General features: G+C 48.6%; 14 protein-coding genes. 7 read left to right on the forward strand and 7 right to left on the reverse strand.

The genetic code is table 11. From position 1 onward, the window contains the following. The 7 genes from M3661_RS09935 (at position 1) to M3661_RS09965 (ending at position 6775) form a co-directional block, all read left to right on the forward strand. Positions 1-948, forward strand: a complete 948-nt coding sequence (locus tag M3661_RS09935) for an ABC transporter permease (protein WP_251484243.1) — start codon at positions 1-3, stop codon at positions 946-948. A gap of 12 nt (positions 949-960) precedes the next feature. Then, positions 961-1995 carry an ABC transporter ATP-binding protein gene (locus M3661_RS09940; protein WP_251484263.1) on the forward strand — a complete coding sequence of 345 codons (1035 nt, stop codon included), beginning with the start codon at positions 961-963 and terminating at the stop codon, positions 1993-1995. After that, complete coding sequence (locus M3661_RS09945) at positions 1976-2929, forward strand: ABC transporter ATP-binding protein (RefSeq protein WP_251484271.1); 954 nt, start codon at positions 1976-1978, stop codon at positions 2927-2929. Before M3661_RS09940 ends, M3661_RS09945 begins: the two co-directional genes overlap by 20 nt. A gap of 42 nt (positions 2930-2971) precedes the next feature. Then, on the forward strand, positions 2972-4618 hold the full coding sequence (locus tag M3661_RS09950) for a peptide ABC transporter substrate-binding protein (RefSeq protein ID WP_251484273.1): 1647 nt from the start codon (positions 2972-2974) through the stop codon (positions 4616-4618). Positions 4619-4620: 2 nt separating this feature from the next. Continuing rightward, positions 4621-5010: a DUF3899 domain-containing protein gene (locus M3661_RS09955; protein WP_251484275.1), complete on the forward strand. Its 390-nt coding sequence runs from the start codon at positions 4621-4623 to the stop codon at positions 5008-5010. Positions 5011-5298: 288 nt separating this feature from the next. Continuing rightward, positions 5299-5811, forward strand: a complete 513-nt coding sequence (locus tag M3661_RS09960) for a DoxX family protein (RefSeq protein ID WP_021260279.1) — start codon at positions 5299-5301, stop codon at positions 5809-5811. Positions 5812-6286: 475 nt separating this feature from the next. Beyond that, complete coding sequence (locus tag M3661_RS09965; RefSeq protein WP_251484277.1) at positions 6287-6775, forward strand: DinB family protein; 489 nt, start codon at positions 6287-6289, stop codon at positions 6773-6775. Positions 6776-7041: 266 nt separating this feature from the next. Here M3661_RS09965 and M3661_RS09970 read toward each other — a convergent pair whose 3' ends face one another. The 7 genes from M3661_RS09970 to M3661_RS10000 all read right to left on the reverse strand — a co-directional run bounded on the left by M3661_RS09970 (position 7042) and on the right by M3661_RS10000 (position 17311). Further along, the gene (locus M3661_RS09970) at positions 7042-8247 is read right to left on the reverse strand and encodes a VWA domain-containing protein (RefSeq protein WP_251484279.1); all 1206 of its coding nucleotides are present in this window, start codon (positions 8245-8247) and stop codon (positions 7042-7044) included. Position 8248: 1 nt separating this feature from the next. Beyond that, complete coding sequence (locus tag M3661_RS09975) at positions 8249-10591, reverse strand: DUF5682 family protein (RefSeq protein ID WP_251484912.1); 2343 nt, start codon at positions 10589-10591, stop codon at positions 8249-8251. Beyond that, positions 10591-11694 (reverse strand): AAA family ATPase, encoded by a 1104-nt coding sequence (locus M3661_RS09980; RefSeq protein ID WP_251484281.1) that lies wholly within the window; start codon positions 11692-11694, stop codon positions 10591-10593. The genes M3661_RS09975 and M3661_RS09980 overlap by 1 nt, the downstream gene beginning before the upstream one ends. Positions 11695-11795: 101 nt before the next feature. Next, entirely contained in the window at positions 11796-13655 is a 1860-nt protein-coding gene (locus M3661_RS09985; RefSeq protein WP_251484284.1) for a HEAT repeat domain-containing protein, read from the reverse strand. 12 nt (positions 13656-13667) lie between these two features. Then, a complete protein-coding gene (locus M3661_RS09990) occupies positions 13668-15107 on the reverse strand; it encodes an SWIM zinc finger family protein (protein ID WP_251484287.1) in 1440 nt (479 codons plus the stop codon). A gap of 53 nt (positions 15108-15160) precedes the next feature. Continuing rightward, positions 15161-15979 (reverse strand): hypothetical protein, encoded by an 819-nt coding sequence (locus tag M3661_RS09995; RefSeq protein WP_251484288.1) that lies wholly within the window; start codon positions 15977-15979, stop codon positions 15161-15163. Positions 15980-16411: 432 nt separating this feature from the next. Further along, a complete protein-coding gene (locus M3661_RS10000; RefSeq protein ID WP_397376514.1) occupies positions 16412-17311 on the reverse strand; it encodes a serine/threonine-protein kinase in 900 nt (299 codons plus the stop codon). Positions 17312-17471: the final 160 nt, after the last annotated feature.

Here is a 17471-nt window from a genome sequence, read left to right on the forward strand (position 1 = left end):
ATGAAAGCTTCATCAGCCGAACTGGATCATCTGTTCCATCCCATCGAACGCAGCCACCAAGCAGAGCATCAGCTCGCAGCTCGCAGCGTTCCATTGTGGCAGGATAGATTGCGCAAGCTATCGCGCAACAAGCTCGCCGTACTCGGACTCGTGCTGCTGCTGGTCATTATTTTGCTCGCCGCGATTGGTCCATCGCTCGTTCCCTATTCTTCGAGCGCTCAATCGTTAACAGCTACGAATCTCCCCCCTTCCGGAGAACATTGGTTTGGAACTGACGATTTGGGACGCGATGTGTGGGCGCGAACTTGGGCAGGAGCACGTATCTCGCTTACGATCGGATTCGCAGCAGCGGCAATTGATCTTGTCGTCGGCATTTTAGTAGGTGGCATTTCAGGATATATGGCAGGTCGCGGCAGGCTCGGTGATCGCGTTGATAATGTGTTGATGCGCATTGTTGAAATTTTATACAGCATCCCTTACTTGCTCGTAATCATTTTGCTTCTTGTCGTTATGAAGCCAGGAATTTTCACCATGATTATCGCCCTATCTATAACAGGCTGGGTTGGAATGGCGCGTGTTGTACGTGGACAGATTCTACAGCTTAAGCAGCAAGAGTATGTACTTGCAGCGCATAAGCTTGGCACATCTCATGCTGGCATAATCTTTAAGCATCTGCTCCCGAATGCTGCGGGCATCATTATTGTCAACTTAACGTTTACGATTCCGGCGGCAATTTTCTCTGAATCATTTCTAAGTTTTCTCGGTCTAGGTGTACAAGCACCTGATGCCAGCTGGGGCACAATGGCCAACGATTCACTTGGCGTCATATTAAGCGGCCAATGGTGGCGACTGTTCTTCCCAGGATTGATGATTTCGCTCACCATGTTCGCATTCAACGCATTTGGAGATGGATTGCAGGATGCCCTAGATCCACGATCACAACAATAAGGAGGTGCACTCATGAAGCATTTGCTCGAAGTTCAACAATTGCATGTTGTATTCCAATCAAGAAATAGAGAGCTTCAAGCCGTGCGAGACGTGTCCTTCCATATTGATGAACGGGAAACACTCGCAATCGTCGGCGAGAGCGGCAGCGGCAAAAGCATAACCGCTCGAACCATTATGGGAATGCTCCCTGCTCCACATGCGAAGCTGAAGGGTGGAGACATTCATTTTCAAGGCCAAGACATCACTTCACTCTCTCGCTCTCAGATGAGGAAACTAAGGGGTTCCGAGATTGGTATGGTCTTTCAAGATCCGATGTCATCCTTGAATCCAACGATGAAGATCGGTACGCAGATCAGTGAAGGTTTGCGACAGCATCAGGTGCTTACCAGAACCGATGCACGAGCGAGAACGATACAATTGCTGCAGCTCATAGGCATTCCAGATGCGGAACGAAGATACGATCAATACCCGCATGAATTTAGTGGAGGAATGCGGCAGCGGGTATCCATCGCAATTGCACTCGCCTGCAATCCCAAGCTGCTGATAGCGGATGAGCCTACGACCGCACTGGATGTCACGATTCAAGCCCAAATTCTTGACATGCTGACAACGCTGCAAGAACAGATGGGGAGCTCGATTCTGCTCATTACCCATGATCTCGGTGTCGTGGCTGAGGTCGCACACCGCGTTGCAGTCATGTATGCCGGAATGATTGTGGAAACGGGCACAGTCGAAGATATCTTCGAGCGCCCGAAGCATCCATATACATGGGGCTTGCTTCAGTCCACCCCGAAGCTGGATACCTCCGAGGACGAACGGCTGACACCGATTGAAGGTTCTCCTCCAGAGTTATCCGAACAGATTACTGGCTGTCCTTTCGCGAAGAGATGTCCTTATGCCATGCAGGTCTGCCTGCAGCATCTGCCGGACACCCATTCGTTCTCAGATCAGCATAGCGCTCGCTGCTGGCTGAATGATCCCCGAACTCCAGTCGGTCACGGGACAGGCCCTGCAAGGAGGAATGAACATGTCGAAGCCTATTGTTGAGCTCCATCAACTGCACAAGCATTTTCGGACAGATTCGAATCACACTGTGAAATCAGTTGACGGAATCAGCTTATCCATCCTTCCCGGCGAGACGGTTGGCCTTGTTGGTGAGAGCGGCAGCGGCAAGTCAACATTAGGCAGAGTCGCTGTAGGCCTGCTGGAGCCTACAGCTGGAAAGGTGGTGTTCAATGGCAAGGAATTGGCTAGGGCACGCGGCCTGGAACGTCGTGAGCTGAATCGGAGCATGCAAATGATCTTTCAAGACCCGCATGCATCACTTAACCCTCGACTGCGTGTTGGCGACATTATTGCCGAAGGAATCGACGCACATCGCTTGGCAAGAGGCAAGGCCCGCAAAGAGCGCATTGCTGAGCTGCTTGAGAAGGTCGGGCTGCACCCTGATCATGCGCTTCGCTACCCGCATGAATTTAGCGGCGGGCAAAGACAGCGTATCGGAATCGCCCGTGCATTGGCCGTGAATCCGCAATTTATTGTCGCTGATGAACCGATCTCAGCACTCGATGTGTCGATACAGGCACAAATTGTAAATCTGATGAAGGATTTGCAAATCGAACAAGGCTTAAGTTATTTATTCATTGCCCATGACCTGGCGATGGTCAAGCATATTAGTGATCGAATCGGCGTTATGTATTTAGGCAAAATGATGGAGCTGGCAGATCGAAGCTCATTGTTCACCAACCCGCTTCATCCTTATACGCAAGCCTTATTATCAGCAATTCCAACAACGGATCCTTCAAATAAGAGACTTCGTGAACGCATTGTACTGCACGGCGATCCGGCAAGCCCGCTATCTCCGCCTACCGGATGTCCGTTCCATAGCAGATGTCCGGCAGCAACGGAGCTATGCGCCAATCAAATGCCGGAAGGCAAGCAAGTGTACAGCAATCACTGGGTTGCCTGCCACTTGTATTAAGAATGATCTATTACATATGAAGATATTATTGGAGGAACGAGCATGAAAAAATGGAACCTGATGTTAGCAATTCTTATCTTAGCCGCAACTGCCTTAACCGGATGCTCTGGAAGCAATAACGGGACAGCGAAGGAAACATCTGCTGCCGGTACAGAATCCAGCGACAAGATTCCGCAAGTGATCACAACGAATCTATCGGGCGGCGAACCGTATACCCTAGATCCAGCTCTCGCTTCAGATACAACATCTTATTTTATTATCGATAACCTATATGAAGGCCTCTACACTTATGACAAAGCCGGCAAAATTGTAGAAGGTGCTGCGAGCAAAGTCGATGTATCTGCTGACGCCAAGACGTATACATTCACGATTCGCGATAATGCGAAGTGGTCGAACGGTGATCCTGTTACAGCACAAGATTTTGAATACGCTTGGAAACGGGTACTGAATCCGAAGACAGCAGCGTATGACCCATCCTCCTTGTACTATATTAAAGGTGCAGAAGAGTATAACACTGGCAAAGGAAGCGCAGATGACGTTGGCGTTAAAGCCAAAGATGATCATACGTTGATCGTTGAATTGAAGGCACCACTCGGTATCTTCCCGATTATTTCAATGGGACATGCATATTTGCCGGTTCGTTCCACTGTCGTAGACAAAGACGAGAAATGGGCAGCTGAAGCGAGCACAATCGTCGGCAATGGTCCTTACACTTCGAAGGAATGGAAGCATAACGAAGAGATCACACTGGCAAAGAGCGATCATTACTGGAACAAAGACGCCATTTCGATGGATACCATCCATTTCAAAATGGTGCAAGATGCAACAACCTATTATCAAATGTACAAAACCGGCGACCTTGATTTGATTACGGCACTGCCAATCGATACACTGGATCAAGAGAAAGAAAATAAAGAATACTTGGCTCACCCTACTTTCAGTGTCTATACGTATTCGTTCAATGTAAATGAAAAACCATTTACGAATCCAAAAATTCGTCAAGCATTCTCCTATGCGATTGATCGCGAGACTCTGACAAAGAATGTAACGAAGGCTGGCGAACAGGCTGCTTACGGCTATGTGCCATACGGCATCAAGAACCCATCGGGCAATGACTTCCGTGATGATGCAGCTAAGTATTACGAGTTCAATCCTCAAAAAGCAAAAGAATTGCTCGCTGCAGGCTTGAAGGAAGAAGGGTTATCTACTCTTCCGCCTGTTACATTCAAATTGAATTCTGCTGATAAGCACAAAAAAGTGGCTGAAGCATTGCAGGCAATGTTCAAAGAAAATCTCGGCGTAGAAGTTAAGCTTGAATCACAAGAATGGAAAACATATATTGATACGTTCAAACAGAAGAACTTCCAAGTCGCGCGTATGGGATGGGAAGGGATCTTCCTTGATCCACTTGGCGTACTTGTACACTATCAATCTTCAAACTCGAACAACTTCACAAATTGGAGTAATAAACAATTTGATGAGCTGATTGCAAAATCAACGTACGAGTTGGATCCAAATAAACGGGTTGAAATCCTCCAGCAAGCTGAAAAAGTATTGATGGAAGACTTGCCAATCATGCCGATCTTGTTCTCCGTGGATACAGCACTGGTAAGTCCAAAAGTAACAGGCATCGTGTTCGATGTTCGTTCTAACCCGGATCTGCGCTTCGCAAAGCGTGTTGAGCAATAATCATGTTGGCACGATACGCGGTATCGTCGATTATCGTCGTGGCCCTCGTGTACATCATTTGTGCTCCCCCATTCGGGCTTATGAGTGATCGAATTGATGTAGGCAGTGTGAACAGATGCTTTCTGTATGGACTGATTCTATTGATTATTGGTGCATTCGCTTATGTCATGCGTACTGGATTTTTGAATCCAATAGTACGTGGAGCTTCTTCACTAGGCTCCATGTTCACAGCGACATCGAATGCACTGCGCGAGGAAGATAGACGTCTTCAAGCCAATGCTTCACTTCAGCACTGGAAGCTGACAGTTAGCCGCAAGCTGAGCGCATATGCGCTTGGCTGTGGCAGCGGCATGTTCATCGGCGCGGTTATCCTACAAATTCAATATTTCTAACCATGCGCCGCTATCAGGCTATCCCCTATTCTCAATAGGAGATAGCCTGTACTTCACTTCTTCATAAGTATAGATGATTCTCGTCTGCACGGTTGAGCGATTCTCTCATTCCTACTATTTTTCTAGTGATTGCGCATAATAATGTGAAAATCATTATATTCATGCAGAAAATGCAAGCTTTTAGTCAAAAAATAGCTCTAATGGGGCTTGCAAATTAGCGTCCTGCACTATAAAGTGTTTATGCATCCTATATATGGGAATCACACGAATAGTAAGGAGGATTGGTTAATGATCGATTTTTTACGGAAAAATGTGTGGGCAGCAGCACTATTGTTGGCCCTCCGGCTTTATGTAGGCTACACCTGGGTTTCAGCCGGATTGCACAAAATGACTGGTGGAGGCTTTGATGCAAGCGGATTTTTGAAAGGTGCTCTAGCAAAGGCTTCTGGCGAGAATCCTATTGTTCAGGGTTGGTGGGCGTCATTCCTCGAACATGTCGCAATCCCGAATGCCCAACTATTCAGCCTCATGGTTCAATGGGGAGAACTTCTTGTCGGTATCGGCCTGATCGTAGGCGGGTTAACGAGAACTGCAGCATTTTTCGGCATTGTAATGAATATGTCATTTCTACTAAGTGGTTCTATCAGCGCCAATCCTATCATGATTATCCTTACGTTGTTCATTCTCGTCGCCTATACCAATGCAGGCCGCTTCGGAGTGGACCAACTGTTGTTCCGCAGACTGAAATTGACTCGCAGCCATTCACCTCAAAGCAGCACTTCAACCTCAGTAACCTCGTGAGTAACACAACTGCTCATCAACACGCTCACAATGGTAAACAACATAGCTCGATCACTATTGTTCTTTTTTAGTCCTGCAAGTTATAGCGTATTTATTTTATTGACTATACAATTACAATTGTCAGCGTGACTCCCCAACCGCCTTTATTTAATCGCTTTAATACACTCGATGTTGTCATCGTATCCAACATTTCTTATTTACCTGACCCCATCAAGACATAAGCTTCCAGTCAGGCTCTATCTATAAGGCATGTAAGATTCACCTCTGTTTTCGCATATCTCCCATTTTATTTTGATTCATCCTGTGCTAGGCTGAATGCACCGTAAACTATCCTTCTAACGGTTCCTGTCATTGAGCTGCTGCGAGAGAACACTTCTTAATAAGTGATTTCTTAGCGGCTCTATGGCAGCTAACCTATGATCGCAGTACAATATAGATGTCTAGATGGACAATCAATGCCATGGGAGAGGATACTTTGATTGCAATTTCTATTGCCAGACTCGAAGCTGCCTTGAATACGGTGCCTGAACAGTTTCAAGCGCTGCAAGAGGAAGTCTATCAACCGCGTACGCCAGGAAAATGGTCTCGCCTGCAAATTCTCGGACATCTATGTGACTCAGCAATCAACAATGTATCTCGATTTATCCAGCTTCAGCAGAGTGGAAGCGCCAATGATTCCGCAGATCCGTCAAGTATCACTCCATATAATCAGAACCATTGGGTTGATGCGCAGCAGTACAACAACGCCCCAATTGAAGACGTAATCAGATTATGGTGCAGCTTGAATCAAGCCGTCCTTCGAGTGATCACACATCTCTCTCAACCAAGCCTTGATGTGAGCTGCAAGCTCCCTGACGGACAAATCGTGACCTTGGAATGGTTGATTCAAGACTACGTGGCGCATATGGAGCATCACCTGCACCAAATTTTCAGCAATCATGACATCTTGTCATCCAGTTCATAAATCAAAATGAAAAAAAGGACGGTTAGCATACCGTCCTCAGCCTGTTGAGAAACCTCACTATTTTACAGAACTATCAAAATTCGTGAAGTTCTTATCAAAAAGTCGGTTCTCAGAGCGTTTTAAATCGATTTTTATTTTATGAGATGAGAGCCACCACATAAAAATTAAAGTGTCGAAAAGTCCAAGGGACTTTCTCGACACTCTGAGGACGGTTAGCATACCGTCCTTACCGTCCTTTTTAGATTTATAACGTTGTGAGCACCACATCACTTGGTACCTACCCGCTTAGCTAGTTCAGTCAGATCATGCCCTTTCAAAGCTCCTTCAACCAATTCCGGCAGCAAGCTTGGTGTACAAGCGAAGCATGGTGTTCCATCCCGCGCTAGAATCTTAGCAAGATTCTCATCATAGAAGGGCTGGCCTTGATCAGATAGCGCGAGCAGGCACATTGTCCTTACCCCTGCCTCCCTTAGCTCCTTCATCCGGCGAATGAGCGCTCCTCGGTTACCGCCTTCATACAGGTCGGACACGATAATGAACAATGTTTTCTTCGGCTCCGATATGTACTGCTCACAGTACGCCACCGATTTGTTAATATCCGTTCCGCCGCCCAATTGAATTCCGAACAGCATGTCAACCGGATCATTAGCACACTGTTCTGTCAGATCAACCACTTCGGTATCGAATACGACAACCCGTGTGTCCAACGACGGAATCGATGCAAATATTGACCCAATAACAGACGCCCATATTACGGAGTCCGCCATCGATCCGCTCTGATCGATATCTACGATGACCGTCCATTCTTTATTGCGCTGCGCGCGGTCGAAGAAATAGAACCGCTCCGGAATGATCTGTTTCCGCTCCATATCATAATGCTTCAAGTTGCGCGAAATGGTTCTCTTCCAATCGATACCGCTTACAGACGGAAGCGGAGAATGCTGTCTTCGATTCAACGCCCCCGTAACCGCTCGACGTATGTCATTTTCTAGCATCTTCACAAGATCATCCACAACCGCCTGTACAAGCATACGCGCCGTATCCTTTGTCTTCTCAGGAATTTTGCCCTTCAATGACAGCAACGTGCCCACTAATTGTATATCAGGCTTTACTTGTGCCAGAACCTCCGGTTCGAACAGCAGCTGCTTCCATCCTTTTCGCTCCATCGCATCATGCTGAATGATCGATACGACATCTTCAGGGAAGAAGGAACGCACATCTCCAAGCCATTTCGATAAGCGAGGTGCTGATTTGCCTAGTCCTGCGCCCTTGCCGCCAGCAGATGAGCCGGATCCACCTTGTGAATCAGTCGTCTCGTCATAGATTGCAGCCAATGCTTGATCCATAATCTGTTCTTCTTCCGACAGATGGGTACAACCATTCATGGAATAGCTGGACAGCTGCGCCTCCGCTGGCTGGCCGAGGATGAGCCGCCAACGTGTAAGTGCTTGTGATTCAGCGAATGTGCTCATGTTATATGTCCCCAAAATCAAAATCATTCAATTCGTCAATCATGCTCGCTTCTTCCTCCTTCAACTCACCCATAAGCAATTCTTCGGCCTGTTCGGGTTGGACGCCCCACAATTCCCCAAGCAGCTCTGCTATCATCGCCTTCTCTCTCGGATCGAATGTGCTGAATGCTCGCCGCAGGAAGACGAGTGCTCTTACAAACTCGCTATCATCAAGAGATAGAATATATTCATTCAACTGTTCCCAGAGCGTCATGCGTGACAACAGCGCATAACGATTGCGCATTGATAATCCTTCGAACCACCCCGCACCCAGCTCTGCTGGGATACCTGGGGACAAGCGGCGTGACACCTCCTCTGCACATTGCTGTGCAGAGATGACGTTGCGTTCCATCAATATGGCACAGGCAAATCCGCATAACCGTGGATTCCGATCATCCCGTTCTGCCAAATGTTGCAATTCTTGCAGCCATAGCACTTCATCAACCCGTTCGCTATGATCGAGTGATATGCTATTCAACTCGTTCATCGCGATGATCATGGCATTGGCAGCCTCATCATTGCAGCTACTGGCATCGAGCAGGAACAGACAAGCGCGGAAGAACAGCTGCTCCAGCAGCGGCAGCAATGGCGTCATATCGATACGTCTTATATCACCGTAACGGATAATCGTAGACAGGTCTCTTGCAGCCGCCGCAATCTGAACGACATCCCGACTGTCCACTGCCAGCCGCTGCAGCGCTTGGCGAGCGGCTTCCATCTGCGTCAGCATGCCGCACTCGCAGGCGACGCGGATTAGCTTGGATGCCTCGTCAATCGTTACGCAGCCATCCAGCCTCTGCTGAAGCACGTAAGCAGCAGCTACCTCAACTGTCTCCCCCAGCAATGTGGATTCGACGACTTCAATTTCTACTTCCGGCGTCCATTGAAGAACCCAATGCTCGGCCCAGGTTGCTTGCTCTTGCGCGCTCGGCTTCTGCTTCGCAAGCGATATACCAAGCAGAGTTAGCCGATGGAGTAGAAATGAGCGATTCAAGTCAAGAAATGCAGCTTCTTCCGAGCTGACACGACGATTCTCGCGAAGATCAAGCGCCAGATCGGTCGCCACGGTCGTCTTGTACTTCTCCAGCTTCAGCTTGCGCAGCCAACGGTTCAGATCATCCTGAATCGGTGTCTGGCTAACACCATCAGCAAGTGATCCAATTGCAGTTCCGATATCAATTCGCGCTAATGCTTCAGCGATGACAGACAGTTCACCGCGACCGAGCAGTGTAAGTGCCGCATCACGTAAATCCAGCAAGGTCGGCGCACTCCCTCCGTGTAAGGAGGCAAGCGATTGCGCCAGACGTACGGCTTCAATTACCTCTGCTGTTGAGCGATGCGTCCCTGATTCACGCAGTTGACGGGCAACTGCTGATAAATAATGCATGGGCAGATCAGCAAGCGTGCCGTCCAGCATGTGCTCCCACATCAACTGGAAGTAGCCAGGCGCATGATTACCCGCTCCATAACCTGAGCGTGAGGACAATCGATAATAGGAATAAGGCATCAGGGTAAGCTTCGAGCTCCGCTTCGGCAGCTGCGCCACTTCTTCATCCGTCATCGCTGCCGTTAGATCCGCCAGTGCAGAAGCATGATACGCACCGCATATCACGACGATTTTTTCAGGAGCATGGCCTGCGTTTATCGTGTCTTGGATGTTCCGCCGCATATATGCTTCTCTGATCGCGTTGTAGGCATATTCCGTGCGATCGGTCAGTCGTTCTGTCTCTTCTGTTAACAGCCGCATCTCAGTGGAAAAAGCCAATATGGAATCACGATAGGCACCCGGGTTCAAGTTGTGCTCGTAGTTTCGTTCCCAATACGTATCGTAATCAGGCTCCCCTGCCAGTTCGGCAATTCGGCCGTAAATCGAGCGCTGTTCCCCTTCCTGTATCCGTTGCTCAGATGATACAGTCTCCATGCTGTCACTTTCCTCATCAGCAGAATCTGCACGATGCCGTGTTTCCTGCAAAGCAAGCGTGACAGAGGATGGAAGATCGATAAATGCAGCCTGTGCGCCATGTTGCTCTGCCCATCTCATGGCTTGCAGCTCTGGCGAATAAGCGGCAAATGGCCACATGACCGTCCGCACAGGCAGATCATCCGTAAAGGCCAGAATAGCGATAGGCGGTTTCGTTACTTCATTCGTCAAATGACAGATGACCGGCGTCGCGTCCGAGGGGCCTTCGATAAGCACAGCTGTAGGCTGTATCCGCTCCAGTTCATCCAGCATATGCTTCGCGCCGCCCGGCGATAAGTGCCGAACCCCGAATATGTTCACGGCAGAAGCCGCAACCACGCTCATCACTCGTTCAGCTCCTTACAAGCCGTGTATAGTCCGCGCCATTCCGCGCCGCGCTTTTTCATCACGTTGTCGAGATATTCCTTCCAGACGAGTTTATCCTTGACATCATCCTTCACGATGGCTCCCTGGAGACCAGCCGCTAAGTCCTCATCGCTCAGTTCTCCGCTTCCGAAGCTTGCTGCAAGCGCCATGCTGTTCGTGAGCAGGGATATCGCTTCTGCCGTCGATATGACACCCGCCGGAGACTTCACCTTCTCCTTTCTGTCAACCGTCATGCCGCTGCGCAGCTCACGGAATATGGTCACAACCTTGTGAAGCGCCTCGTCAGAAGGAGCAGCTGTCTGCAAATCATAAGCGGAAGCGATCTCCTGAACGCGCTTCTTCACGATCTCAACCTCGGTATTCATATCCGATGGCGTTGGCAGCACAATAATATTGAATCGGCGCTTCAGGGCAGCCGACATCTCATTGACTCCGCGATCTCTTGTATTTGCCGTCGCAATGATGGAGAAGCCCTTGCGCGCGTTTACTTCCTTGCCGAGCTCAGGCACAGATATTGTCTTCTCCGAAAGTATCGAGATAAGTGCATCCTGCACCTCAGAGGCGCAGCGAGATATTTCCTCAAACCTAGCGATTCCACCAGCTTCCATTGCCCGCATAATTGGGCTCTGGACAAGCGCTTCCGGCGTTGGTCCGTTCGCAAGCAGCATCGCGTAATTCCACGAGTAACGTACATGTTCTTCGCTTGTTCCAGCAGTTCCTTGTACAACAAGACCGGAATGACCATAGATAGCGGCCGTCAAATTCTCGGAAAGCCATGACTTGGCTGTACCTGGTTCCCCGATCAGAAGGAGTGCCCGGTCTGTAACAAGCGTTGCAATCGCCATTTCCACTAATCGTCTGTTACCGATATATTTGGGTGTAATTGTCGTCCTGCCTGCCTTGCCTCCCGTGATGAACGTGAGCACCGCTTGCGGAGACATTTGCCATCCTGTTGGAATCTTTCCTTTGTCCGCCTTGCGTAGTGCCGCAATCTCATCCTCATACAAGCGCTCGGCTGAGAGTCGCATGATATCCTGCATTTGCTGTTGGCTCGTTGCCATCTCATCATCTCCCCTGACGTTTAAGCTCGTTACACGCACCTGTCTTTTAACTCTGACATATGCGCCCGTAATTTCAATTTTCGTGTTAGAAAGAACTAGCGCTATACCGATTCTGACGCAATCATTGCTTGCTTCTTCTCCATCTGTTCCACAACATAGCGCAGCTGTTCACCGGCCGTATACTTGTATGTAGGAAGAACCAATGACAAGCGGGCGTGATACGAGGCTGGCAGCTCATATAAGCACTCAAACACATTTCCATCAAATGTGTAACAATTCGAATTTTTTTTGTTCTCGATAGCTCCCACTAAAGCTTCCCAAATTACTTCTTCAGGCGCGTCAGCTCGCTTCAATCCAGACAAAATCAGTCCAGCGTACGTATTGCGGAATTCAGGATGCTGCTCCAACTTCCTCAACATAAACTTGACGCTTCTTTCATGTCCCGGTCGTGCAAAAGCACAGACGAGCTCAAGCTCATTCTGCTCAATGAACCAATCCAGCCAGCGCTCATCCCATGCAGCAAGAATAAGTGGAAGTGGTTGAATGACAGTAGTGTACAGTGACATCATTCCGTTGGAATAGCTCCACTGTGCAGGAACCTCAACATATTCCCTGGACAGTACCCGTGCTTCGATTGTGGAGCACAGTTCCTTCTTCCTTCTCTGCATCTCTTTGTTCGTCTGCATCTTCCATTTGTTCCGCATCGATTCTACATAGTGATCGTACATTGCCTCTAGTGATAACAGATTGAACGAGGCGCGAACAGCATAAGACATGAATCGTACGTCAAGGTCTTCAATTTTCCGCAAATGAGCAAGTGCCTCTTCCGAATTCTCTGTCTCCATATACCAAGCGACGGAGTGGAGCAGCTCCAGCCATTGGAAGGGTCTATATTCTTCGTAGCGGTTCACGAAATTTGAATATACGTCGTAGAGTTCTGCGCATCGCTTCTCATCCAATGCACGCACTACATATCGGATCCTCGTCCAAGCCGCATCCAGCTTCTTCTTATCATCTGCTAGTTCCAACGCTGCTCTCAAATCGCGATCCAAATCCTGCACCAACTGGGCAGTCAGCTGCGGATGATCACATCCAGCTGCCGCATCTGAGGCAAGTTCAATATCCTTGCTGGCAAACGCTTCATGCAACCGTGCCACCGCTCTGTCTGTTCCATAGTTCGCAAGCGTATGATACGCGGATTCTCGAATCGCTTTCTTCTTCTCCTTCGTCCAATCAAGAACCGATTCTTCATATTGGATATAGGCTGACAACAATCGGATTGCTGTCGCTCTCACTTCATCCGAGCCGGACTGGGCCGCTTCATAGATAAATGCTGCCACTTCTTCTCCGCCGACGGTACCGATGACGCGAAGCTTTCTTGCTTCCAGCTTGCCGCCATCGATTTGGAATGTCTTCATCAGATGTGGTACGACTTGCGAACCGTAGGAAGGAAGAATCTTATCCGTAGTCAGATCTGCAATTTCCGTATAGGGGTCTCCAAGTGCTGCAATCGCATACTGGAGCAAGCGCAGATCGGCGAACATTCCGTCCTCGAATGCCTGCAAGATCACTTCATAGCGTCCTCCGCCTGTTGTCGTTAATGCTTCTTGCACCGCCGCCAGCTTGCGGTAGGACAGCTTCGTAGACAGATTGCTCGGATAGCTCTCCATGTCAGTCAACTGCCCTGCCGGAGCCGAGCTTCCCTGCGTATATAAGACGGAATGAAGGAGCATTCCAATGTCCTGCAGCGTCTCCGCTGAAGACTGCTCCTTGCCCGCAGGAGGCTCAATTAATGATGCAATTCCTTCTGCCAGCCGCTTGAAAATGGGGGCCCGCTCACCTAGCTGCTGGAACTGCGGAAGTAGTCGTTTTAGACGGAAGTCGCCTACTGCCAAATCACTGCCTGCAATATACAGTCGCCGTACTTCTTGATGAAGCTCTTGCAACAATGCTGTACTCATGGCCAATCCTCCTTAATACATGAGACGGATCATTTCCGCATCCTTCATTATTGTTAATGGCTGTGCAAGCAATCGTCCGCTTGCAAGTCGGTGCTCGAACATGACCAGCATCGAAGCATCCTTCGTCCAATCAGCAGGGAGCAGCGGGAGCAGAGACACTGTGGAATGATGAGAAGCGCACACATCATCAAGCACGATCTGCTGGCCCGCTTCATCCAACAATACATATTCATTCTGATCTGTCTGCTTTATGTCTGACACATGAAGGAGCATCACTGGATTTTTATCGCCGAGCGGATTTTTCAGCTGATTTTTCACTTTCTTGAGTACATCAGCATACGAACGCTGTGCATGTGCGGACAAGCATTCCACATCTTCCGCTCCTACTACTCTAGTAATCAATTCATCCCAGCGTACTCTGCGATTCATCTCTCCCGGATATCGATAGAGCGTCTTCACTTGTGCAACATCGAAGAAGCTATCATCTGCACGCATTTGCTTAGCCGCCTTATACGGACGATACTGCATCGTGCGATGAATATCACCAGTTTCTCTCTCCATCCAATAGCCCTGGTCGACATATTCTTGTCGAGCTTGATCATCATAGCTGAGGAAGGAGAGTTGAATAAGCTCCACATTCTCGCTCATCAATCCGCATTCTTTCAATTCGTTAAGCTGCCATGCATGACCCAGCCACTCTTCTACGGTGCTCTCGTGATCCAGTGCCAGTTCCGGATCATCCAGCTTCGCAGTCAGATGGCTCCGCCCCTTCTTAATGAAGGCATGTAGGAGAGTCAACTGCTCCATTACATTGGTATAGATGGTTTCTCGATCTTCATCACTCGATAAATATAAGGCCAGTCTGCGTAGTTCATTCTGCGCTCCAGGCAAATAGTGATTCCCTAGCTGCTTGGCATGATCCTGAATCATCTTAATCGTCTTCGTATCAATCGTACCGATGCCCCCGCGCACGAGCGACAGCACCAGCTTCTCTAACGTCTCCAGTCCGTCCAGCTGTGCCTGAACTTTCTTCTTCAGCGCGGTCTTGTTTACTTTCTTCGGCTTCGGCTCAGCACCATCCGCTGCTTGCTGCTGCTTCTTCTCTTCGCGTTTCTCGGCCTTCTCCCGCTTGGAGAGGATATCCTCAGGCACAGGCGCTGTTGCGAATTCCCCTCCGCCTACATAAGCATATAGCAGCCCAAGCGCATGCTTGCATGGCAGCTGCCTGCTTGGACAGGAACAGCGCAGAATTGGCTTCTCAGGCTGGATGAAGTCTGCCGAGCATTGATAATTCGATTTGCCGCTGCCCGAGCATTCCCCAAATAAGAGTGAACCGTCCTCTGAGCGGTTCAACTGTACGAAGCTCCGCTTTTTCACGAGCCCCTGTCCATTCTTGATGGCTGAGGCGTTCGGGGCAAGTGAATCTACGTATGACTCTGTAATTTCGATCATGTTGATTCCTCCTATCTGTCCAATGTCAACTATCCTTTTTATGTACTCGATTCCTATTCATACAACCACTTGCCAAAGTAATGCTCAACCGCATGATCGGAATACCCATCCACTCCACGCCAGTTTACAACAGCGAAGAAGTCGTTTTTCCCACCCCTGCCTGGCCTGTTCTCCGAACCAGCTCGCAGCACACCCGCATAAGACAAAATTTCCATCATCACATCGCGTTCCTGTTTATTGGATGGCAGCACATTGCTTAAGTTCTTCTCCAATTGACGCGCAGCATCGCTAGGCTGGCAGCTTTTTATCGCGGTCAGCATATGTTTGAGAATGGTCACGTCCTCTTCCGTAACGTCAACCGCCCCTTCTGCTAGGAGCTGTTCCAGATCTAATAGACAATATAGGATATGGTTAAGACGAACGCCTCCCCATTTCATCCGCTCGAAATTCAGAACATTGATATCTTCATTCGTATAGGATTCAAGAACGGCAATCCCGCTCTTGTCACATTCATAGCAATCCCCATACATCGCGTACGTGCTGCTCTTGCATCTACCGATATTGCTCTCAAATAGATGGGGTAGCAAACTATGTGTTAGTGCCCAACTGGAGAGCGCACTTCGCAAATGCACCTTACGCGTAGACAGGCTGTGCAGGAAGGCTTGTGCCACCATCTCCTTCGTAATCAATTTATGCAATTCTACGATGCGCAGCACACATTCATCGTGACTCATTGTCACGGGATCGAACATCAGACCTTTGTCCTTAGCGTACTCGAAATCCTCCCCAGCGAACGTTATCGTACGAGTATCTTTCCATCCCGCACTGCTCCAGAACGTTTTCATCAGTATCTGCTTCGCCTTCTTGTCCACTTCGTCCTCCTTCAAATTTACCGCATTCGTGTCATTTTGATGAAAGGTTGCGAACATACGTTTCTTTTTATTGTGAAAAAAAACGCCGAAAGCAGTGCTTCGACGAATCTCTTCTTCATAATAACGAATTTATAAGCTAACAGAACAGGTCTCTTAGTCCCATTCCTTTCGTTTCTTCATTGCAAATTTATAGGAATATAGTACCACCTGCATATTCAGAACTACTTATAGATTGTTCTCGCGAGTGCATTCACAGCCATTATGCCCTTCTCCAATTGCTTCCCCCCTATTGGATTTATACAGCTATAGTACATGTTGCCCTACGATTTCGTTCAGTCTATAAGACATGAAAAATCCCCTCCAATGTCATTGGAGAGGATTCATAAGTAAATTTCATTTGCTCTACTCTATAGGTTCATGCAAACTTGAAGATCATGATTGCGTCTGGCATCGAGCTTCATCCCAGGCAGATTTGAAAGCTGCAATGCTTGGAAATCGTTGGTCTCTATCCTGCTGAACGGCTTGCAGAGCGATCTCATACAGCGCTTGTCCCGCTTCCCAGCGTTCCAGAGCGTGATTTCGTTCCCCACCTAACAGTCCAAAAGCAATGGCTCCTAAATTGTACACATTCGTTCGGGAATCGATCGGCGCGCCTAATTCGTATTCCTCTGGCGATTTGGATCGCACCGCTCCCCAGAATTGTTCCCCGATATCATTGACCGTAGGAGATCTCCGATAAAAGTCGATGTCACAAATCTTCGTTCGATTTGTAGTGAAATCATATAGGATACTTCCATCATAAAAATCTACTGCCACATATCCCTGTGCTTCCACATGCTCATGAAATGAGAAAATGACATCCAATGAGTTCAGTCGCTGCTGCATGGGAAGATGCCGATGTCGATAAAATGGAGATCTTGGATCATGATACTTAGCCGGCGGCGGGAACGACCAGTGGGAATGAAGACATTTCCCATTGAACCACTCAAAAACAGCGGCATAGCCACCGCCCTGAACCTCAAAGTGCTCCAATAACTCAATCAAGTTCGGATGCTTCAGTGCCGTATATAATGGAACCGCCGCTTTTAACCGCTCGATGGCAACTTCCGGCTCGCCTGTATACTCCTTCGTTCTAGCACCTGCATATTTAATAAATCGCTTGCGCCCTTCCTGCTCAACGCCAAACGCAATATTCCCCGAATCCTGCTCGTCGAATACGCAGAATACATGACCATACTTGTGAATCCAATCGAAAGAATGAGCTTCCCTGAGCTCAAATGCTACATTTCCTAGCTGAATCGTTACAGAAGTGAATGATTGTGTTGTCACGATGCTTCCCCTCTCATCCTATCGGGGCTGCCGCAGTTTCGTGGGCTACTTATGCGTTGACCCCATCTCGTTGATACACCCAATTCATTTTCGTCGTTTTTGCCATAGCACAACGCCTCCTTCACTGTTCACGTTTCTCCAACCTATCACATTCATTAGCTAC

The organism is Paenibacillus sp. MER 180 (genome assembly GCF_023713665.1).
Taxonomy (GTDB): domain Bacteria; phylum Bacillota; class Bacilli; order Paenibacillales; family Paenibacillaceae; genus Paenibacillus_B; species Paenibacillus_B suaedae.